An 8492-nucleotide genomic window follows, 5' to 3' on the forward strand; every position below is an offset into this window, starting at 1 on the left:
GGGCAAGGGCCCCACCCCCAAGCCCGCCGTGCGCATCGCGCTCGTCGGCGCGCTCGTCGTGGGCGTGGGCGTGGGAGCCTTCGTCCTCGGTCGCCGGGGGAGCGGATCCGGATCCGGCACGACCTTCTCCTCCGGTGAACGCCAGGGCCCGCCCTCCGCGGGCGCCTCCGTGGAGGGCCTGCCGGAGCTGCCGTCCGAGCCGACGGAGATGGATGTGCCCGGCACCGCCGTCACCGCCGCCGTCTGGGTGGACGTGCACGCGCCCGCGAAGGTGCGCGACGCGCTCGTGCGCAACGCGTGGCTGAAGGAGCAACTGGACAAGCCGCTGGGGCAGGGCTTCGTGAGCGGCTGGGCCGCGTTCCTCGGCTCCACCGGCACCGACCTGAAGGCCTCCTTCAAGGGCGCGGTGCTGGACGTCGTGGCGGGACAGCTGCTGGACGCGCCCTTCCGCACGGTGTGGTTCAGCGGCGCCACGAGCGCGGGGACGCCCGCGCTCATCGTCCCCAAGGCGGGCAAGTCGTCGCTGGCGGGATGGGATGCGATGGACGCGGTGGCGAAGCGCGGGGAGATGACCGCGGACAGCTGCCCCGCCAGCACGGAGAAGGCGCCCGAGGGCGGCTTCCACCTGTCGCGCTGGCTCGTCGCGGAGCAGACCGTGTGGGCCGCGCGCACGGCGGACCGCGTGGTGCTCGCGCGGCACCCGGTGGTGGTGCTCCAGGGCCTGTGCGCGCCCCTGCCGGAGCTGGAGGCGGACGACGGCGTGGACGTGGAGGTGGGCTTCAACGCCAACGCCTACGGCCGCGAGGCGCAGCTGCTCACCCACGTGCTGGGCCTGGGCGACGACACGCGGTTGCAGTTCGGCGTGGAGGGCGACCGGCTGGTGGGCCGGGGCATCGCCGGAAAGCTCGTGCCGGGCATGATGGGGCTGCACACCAGCCCCCTGTCCGACGACCTGTTGAAGCTGGTGCCGGAGGAGACGCCGGTGCTGCTCGCGCTCCAGCTCATGCTGCCGGAGTCGCTGGAGCCCTCGGTGCTGAAGAAGTTCTGGGAGGGGAAGGTTGAGGTCCGCACGCGCCCGCGCCAGGTGGCCGTGGTGTGGACGCCGCGAGGCAGCGGTTCGCTGGAGCCGGAGCTGGCCCTGCTGTGGGGCAGCGAGGAGGACGCGGCGGGGTTGCAGGCGCTGTTCTCCGGCGGTGCGCGGGAGCTGAAGCGCGCCACGCTGTGCAAGCACGTGGTGCTGGCCACGAGCGATGAGGAAATCGAGCGGCTGAAGAAGGCGTGCGAGGGCCGTGCGCCCAACCTGCTGAACGCAGCGGGCCCGGTGGTGACGGGGCTGCGCGCGCCCGCGTCGCTGGTGCTCGGCATCAACACGGGGCGGTTGCTCAGCGGCCTGGCGATGGATGGCTACACGTCCGAGGCGCGCGTGGACCGCGCGTCGCCCCTGCCGAAGGCCGCTCCGCCGGAAATCGAAGCGGCCCGCCGCGACCTGGAATCCCTGCCGTACCTGGGGCTTCGCGGCTCCATGTTGAACTACGGCCATGCCCTGACGCCGGGAGGATTTGGAACATGAAGACGTCGGTGCGTTTCGCGGCCCTGGCCGCGCTCCTGGTGTCCGGCGTGGCGCTGGCCAAGCCGCTCTACATCACCGTCCCGCGCTCCTACGGCAGCGGCGAGCCCGTGGCGGTGGACGTCGCCTTCGAGGACAAGGGGCCCGTGGAGCTGCGCGTGTTGCAGCCCGCGAACCTGGACGCCTTCATCCGCGCGCAGGGCGACCTGCGGCGCGCGTACCAGACGCCGCCGACGCTGATCAACCCGGGCCGGGGGCTGAGCCGCGGCCTCAACGCCGTGCGCTCGCCGGGCCTCGTGCTGCTGGAGGCGCTCAGCCCCGCCTTCCGCCAGGAGGTGAGCGACGTGCTGCCGAAGCCAGCGGACGACGCTTCGTCCGGCGAGCCGCTGGCGAAGGTGGCCGAGGGGCCGGAGAAGCTGGTGGGCACGCCGCCGGGCTTCACGGTGGTGCGCAGCCAGTGGCTCAACCTGGACCTGGGCGGCGCGGACCGCGAGTTCAACGTGCCGGGCTTCGACACCGGCAATGGCAGCAGCGGCTTCCAGGAGCGCCGCGTGCTGCTGGCCCCGCTGCCCCCGGGCGCGTACGTGCTCCAACTGGTGCAGGGCCGCGTGGAGGGGCAGGTGGTGCTCGTCGTCAGCGACGTCACCGTGCAGCTCAAGCAGACCGACGGACAGGTGCTGGTGCGCGTGGCGGGGAGGGACCAACAGCCGCGCGCGGGTGCGCAGGTGCAGGTGTACCTACCCGCGGGCAAGGGCCCCACGGGCACGACGGACGACAAGGGCGAGCTGACGCTCCAGGTGGCGGAGCCGCGCATCCTCGCGACGGTGACGTCCGGCAAGGACACGGCCATCGTGGACACGGACTTCTACTCCGCGCTTGCGGTGGCGCCGGACGTGTTCATCTACAGCGACCGGCCCATCTACAAGCCGGGCAACGAGGTGAAGTTCCGCGGGCTCGTGCGTCAGCCGGACACGTTCCTCGCGCGCCTGTTCACGCCGAAGAAGCGCGACGTGCGCGTGAAGCTGGTGTCGCAGGAGGGCCGCGAAATCACCACGCGCGCGGTGGTGGACGAGTTCGGCGCGTTCAGCGGCACGATGCAGGTGCCGGACGACCTGGGCACGGGCGTGCTGCGCATCGAGGCGGACCTGGACACGCACCCCTACGAGGGCGAGGCGCGCGTGCAGGACTACGTGAAGCCCACGTTCTACCTGGAGGTGCAGCCGGAGTCGGAGACGGTGGTGCCCGGCGAGACGGTGAGCGTGAAGGTGCGCGCGCGCCGGTACGCGGGCGGCGTGCCGAAGGGCGCGAAGTACGAGGTGTTCCTCTACCGCAGCCTGCTGGACGCGCCCGCGTGGGTGGACGACGCGGGCAAGGGCGGCCAGGGCAGTGCGGTGACGTACGGCACCGCGTCCAGCAGCGAGGGCAAGCTGAGCGTGCCGGAGCGGCTGTACTCCTCCGTCGCGGAGCGCGAGGCCCGCGAGGACCCGTGGTCCAGCGCGAGCGAGTTCGACGCCGAGGGCGAGGCGGAGGTGGACGTCGCCGTCCCCGCGCTCAAGCCGGGCGAGGAGCGGCTGCCGTACCGCTACAGCCTCACCGTGCGCGCGCGGGATGATCAGGAGACGTTCGCCACCGGCACCGCCGCCTTCTTCCTGTCGAAGGTCGAAGTGCTGGGCGTGGCGCGGTACTCGGACGCGGTGGTGGCGAAGGGCTCGGAGGCGCTGTTGTCCGTGCGCGCCACCACGCTGTCCGGCAAGCCCTATGGCGTCACGTCCGGCGAGGTGGCCTTCATGCTGCGTCGCGCGGATGGCAGCGAGAAGCCGCTGGGCTCGCGCGCGTTCACCACCGCGCAGGACGGCACGTCGCGCGAGAAGGTGCCCACCACCGACGTGGGCGCGGTGATCGCGCGGGTGACGGTGAAGGACAAGAAGGGCGAGGCGTGGACGGGCGAGGAGTCGCTGCTCGTCATCGGCGCCGCGGACGAGCCCGTGGCGCAGGTGCCCAACCTCACGCTGGCGTCGCTGTCCGGCACGCTGGAGCCGGGTGACTCCGCGAAGCTGGTGGCGCTGTTCCCGGATGGCTGGGGGCAGGGCGGCAGGGACAGCGGGCCGGTGTGGGTGACGCTGACGGGCGCGGGCCTGTACGGCACCACGGTGGTGCCGCTGAAGGGCCGCACGCTGGTGCACGCGTTCCCGGTGGAGAAGCGCTTCGGCAGCGCGGTGTACGCGTCCGTCGCGTACCCCACGGCGACGGGCCGCTGGGAGGAGCGCACGGTGGCGTTCCGCGTGGTGCCGAAGGAGCGCACCCTCACGGTGTCGCTCCAGGCGCGCCGCGCGGAGGCGCTGCCGCTCACCGAGCAGGCGGTGGACGTGCGCGTCACCGACAGCGAGGGCAAGGGCGTGGTGGCGCAGCTGTCCGTGGGCGTGGTGGACAAGGCCGTCTACGCCATCCAGGGCGAGTTCCGCCCGGGCGTGCTGGACTTCTTCTACCCGCCCGCGCGCGACAACGTGACGAGCTTCTATTCGGCGGAGTTCCAGGGGTACGGCTACGGCGAGCAGCTGGCGCGCAAGATGTCCGGCCTGCCGGACCACGCGTTCGCGTCCATCAAGCCGCCCAGCCGTCAGGCGAAGGACCTGGAGAAGGACACGGCGCACTGGGACCCGGCGGTGGTGACGGACCGGGACGGGCGCGCGACGGTGCGCTTCACGCTGCCCTCCAACCAGACGCTCTGGGTGGTGACGGCGGTGGCGGCGGACACGTCCGGCCGCTTCGGTGAAGGCACGTCCGAGTTCGCCACGCGCGGCGGCCTCAATGTCTACGCGGCGCTGCCCCGGTTCCTGCGCGAGGGCGACGAGGCGCTGGCGTCGGTGCGCCTGTCCGCGGGCGAGAAGTCCAAGGGCAGCCAGCTGTTGGACCTGCGTGTGCAGCCGGGAGGGGCGCTCCAGGCGGACGTCACCCAGCGCAAGCTGGAGCTGGGCGAGGGGGGCGAACAGGTGGTGCCGGTGACGTTGCGCGCGTCGAAGACGGGCCCCGCCGAGCTCGCGGTGGATGTGACGGGTGGCAAGGATCCGCTGCGCGACCTGAAGCGCTTCGACGTGGCGCCGGCCGCGGTGGAGGACGCGGTGCAGGTGAGCGCGTGGGGCGGCGGGGCGCTGTCGTTGGAGGCTCCCGGAACCGCGACGCTGACGCGCGTGGAGCTGGTGCTCCAGCCGTCCACGGTGGACGCGGCGCTCACGCAGGTGCGCGAGCTGCTGACGTACCCGTACGGGTGCCTGGAGCAGCTGGTATCCACGACGGTGCCGAACGTGGCCGTGTACCAGGTGCTCCAGAAGGCGGGCGCGCTGGAGAAGCTGGACCCGGACTCGCAGGCGCTGCTGGCGGAGGCGCGCAGCCGCTCCGTGCAGGGCACGTCCCGCATCCTCGGCCTCGCGGTGAAGGGCGGTGGGTTCACCTGGTTCGGCGGCTACAGCGAGCCCAGCCTGCCGCTCACGCTCATCGCGCTGGACGGTCTGGCGTACGCGGCGGAGGCGGGGCTGGTGGACCGCGACGACGCGCGCATCGTGGAGAGCGCGAAGTGGGTGGAGGCGCAGGAGGGCCTGCCGCAGGAGTACGACGCCACGCGCGCGTACGTGCTGGCGCGGTTGCAGGGGCCCCGGCAGGCGGCGCGGGTGCGTGCGCTGGTGGAAGGCGCGCAGCCCGGGGACCTGTACTCGCTGGCGCTCGCGGTGCTGGCCGCGGAGAAGGCGGGCGTGATGAATGAGACCGCGCTCCAGACGCGCATCCAGGCGCTGGTGAAGCAGAGCGGCGAGGGCTTCGTGAAGCTCGCGAGCCTGAAGGGTGAGGCGGAGACGTCCGAGGCGTTCTACCGCTTCCCGCTGCGGCGCGTGGGGCTCACGGCCATCACCGCGCACGCGGCGTCGTTCGGCTCGCTGGATGTCGTCCGCGCGCGCAAGCGCATCCTGGAGCTGCTGAGCGAGCCGGGCCTGTCCACCTTCGACCGGAGCACCGCGCTCCTGCACTCGCTGTGGTTGGTGGAGCGCGACGCGAAGGCGTTCAAGGGCATGACGCCGCCGGAGGTGAAGGGCGCATCGGCGCCGGTGAAGTTCGCCGCGCGCGGCATGGGGCTCGTGGCCACGTTGCCGGCGGGGACTCGCACGGTGGACGTGGGCGGCTTCGACGGCGTGGCCACGCTGCGCGCCGCCGCGACGCTGCCGCTCAAGGCGGTGCAGCCGCGCGTGGAGGGCATGTCCGTCAACCGCGCGTACTACGTGCTGCGCGAGGGCGGGAAGGTGAAGCTGGAGGCGGGCGCCACCGTGACGCAGGGCGAGGAGGTCTACGTGGAGCTGACGCTGGATGCGCGCGGCGAGAACCGGGCGCGGTCGGCGTACTACGTGGTGGAGGACGCGGTGCCGGCGGGCTTCGTCGCGCTGCAGGAGGACAAGGTCTTCCGCGGTCCTCCGCACTCGTTGCCACTGGCGCCGGAGGCGCTCAAGCGCCGGCAGCTGGACCCGGCGCATGCCACGTTCTTCTTCGAGGAGCCGGCGTGGTGGAGCGACAGCCCGCGCACGGTGGGCTACGTGATGCGCGCGCAGTTCGCGGGCACGTTCGCGGCGCCGCCGGCCACCATCGAGGACATGTACTCGGCGCGCATCCGGGGCCGCACGGCTTCGGACGTGCTGAAGGTGGTGCCCTCGAAGACGTCCGTGAGCGACCTGTAGCCCATGGGGTGGGCTGTCGCCGTCGCCGTGTTGTTGTCGGCTTCGCCCACCTTCGTCACACGGGGGGACGTGACGCCGGAGGCGGACCTGCGCAGGGAAGCGCAGGCCGCGTGGGCGTCGCTGGAAGCGCGGTACGCGGCACAGGCGGGCGGCCTTCCGACACGGGCCCCCGCCACCGTGACGCTCCAGAAGGGCACGGCCCTGGCCCCCGAACGCAACGCGCAGGGACGACCGGGAGTCGTGGAGCTGCGGCAGAACACGCCGGGCGTGCTGGATGCGCGGCTGCGCACGGCGCTGCGGCATGAGCTGGCGCACCAGCTCCTGTGGTGGGCGTGTCCTGCATCGAGCGAGGACCGGCTCTTCCATGAGGCGTTCGCGCTGACGGTGAGCGGGGAGCTGCCCGCGTGGCGCGAGGCTCCGTACCAGTCGCTGTCACGCGCGGCGAAGGAAGTGGCGAGCGCGCCCGCGGTGGACACGCCCCGGGCTCGCAAGGGATTGGCGCGCATCCTGGGCGAACACGTGGGGTTCCCCGCCGCGCTGACGCGCAGGCTGCGTCAGTGTCACGACGGCACGCGGTGGGCGTCGAACCTGTCAGTGGAGGAACTGGCGGACGTGGCGGTGCTCGCGCCCGAGGCGGCCACGGTGGTGGTGAGCCGGCACTCGGGGGAAGTGTTGTTCGCGGAAGGGAACGTGCGCAGGGCGGTGCCGTATGGATCCGCGCTCAAGCCGTTCCTGTACGCAGCGGGGACCGTGGCCTCGACGCGTGACGTGAGCCCTCCGCTCCTCGCGCCGCGCCCCGGCGTGCAGGAGTGGGCGTGTGGCGCGGGCCTTCCTCCGAAGGTGGATGCGCGGCTCGCGCTCCTGCGCTCGTGCAACGGCTACTTCCTGGACTGGGAGGCCACGGGCCGTGCGCCCCAGGCGTTCGGCGTCTGGGGGCCCGTGCTCACGGCGGTGGGCCTCACCGGCCTGCCCGCGGACATGACGGAGGCCATCGGGCTCCGCTCCGCGCACGGCCTGTCCCCCTGGGGCATGGCCCAGGCATACCGGCTGCTCGCGGAGGCCCGGCCGGAGGTCCTCGCGCTCCTCACCGGCAACGTGGAGGAGGGCACGCTCAGCGGCCTCTCCACGTCGAAGGCCCTCAAGGGCGTGGCCACCAAGACGGGCACGGTGCGCGACGCCGCGAGCCGCCCCCAGTTCGGGTGGATCGCCGCCGTGGATGAGGACCTCGTCCTCGTGGCCGTGCGGCCCGGCAAGATGCCCCGACACTTCGTGGACGAAGTCCCCGCGCTCCTCACCCGCGTGCGCAAACAGGCGGCGGGCCTGGAGGCCGCGCGCGTGCAGGTGCTCGGCCTGTTGCCCTCCGCGTCCGTGGAGGCGCGCTGCGCGGGCGCGGGCTTCGCGCTGGAGGACGGCGCCCCGCGTCCGGCGCCCACGGACTTCTCACGCCTGGACGCGCTCACCGCGAAGGGGCCAGCGGTGTGCCTGGGCAGTCCCTGGCGCGTGCGCTTCCCGCAGGGCCCCGACGGCGGCCGTGACTACGCGGGCGTCTTCACGTGGTCCCCACCGCCGCCGTACCGACCGCCCCCAGGCGTGCCCACCACGCCCAGCGCGCTCAAGGCCCGGCGCGGCTCCGACTTCGTCTTCCGCACCACGCGCGTGCAGTACACCGCCGGCGTCGTCGCCGCCGAGGACGTCACCCTCCAGGGCGAGGCCCGCGTCGCGCTCTCCCGCGTGGTGGCCCACAACGAGCGCCACGCGGCCCCGCGCCATCCCGGCCGCGCCATCTGCGACACCACCCACTGCCAGGCCTTCCGCGGCACCGTGCGCCTGCGCCCCGAGGACACCCGCGCGCTCAAGCTCCCTCCGCTGCGGTGGGACGTCTGGCTCACCTTCTCCCAGGGCGGGGCCACCCCCTGGCGCGAGTTCCGCTCCCGCGCCCAGGTGGAAGGCCTGCTCGGCACCCGCCTCGTGTCCCTGCGCTTCGAGTCCGGCCGCCTGCGCTACCTGCGCACCGAAGGCGAGGCCGGCGCCCCCTACGAGGACGCGCGCTCGCTGCCCTGCGACACCCTGCGCGCGGGCCTCCAGCTCCCCTCCTGCCCCCAGCGCGCCTCCTTCGACGGCCCCCGCGTCCTCTTCGAGGGCCAGGGCCGGGGCCACGGCGAGGGCCTGGACGTCGAAGCCGCCAAGGCCGCCACCGGCCTCTCCAGCGA

At 73.3% G+C, this 8492-nt stretch carries 3 protein-coding genes; all 3 read left to right on the forward strand.

Annotation, left to right across the window (positions count from 1 at the left end):
* Nucleotides 1-1570 (forward strand): hypothetical protein (locus D7X12_RS35830; protein ID WP_120629702.1); only part of this gene is annotated, 1570 nt, incomplete at its 5' end.
* On the forward strand, nt 1567-6282 hold the full coding sequence (locus D7X12_RS35835; protein WP_120629703.1) for an alpha-2-macroglobulin family protein: 4716 nt from the start codon (nt 1567-1569) through the stop codon (nt 6280-6282). The genes D7X12_RS35830 and D7X12_RS35835, both read left to right, overlap by 4 nt.
* A gap of 3 nt (nt 6283-6285) precedes the next feature.
* Nucleotides 6286-8492: SpoIID/LytB domain-containing protein (locus D7X12_RS35840; RefSeq protein ID WP_120629704.1), on the forward strand; the 2207-nt coding region annotated here is incomplete at its 3' end.

The organism is Corallococcus sicarius, from assembly GCF_003611735.1.
GTDB lineage: Bacteria > Myxococcota > Myxococcia > Myxococcales > Myxococcaceae > Corallococcus > Corallococcus sicarius.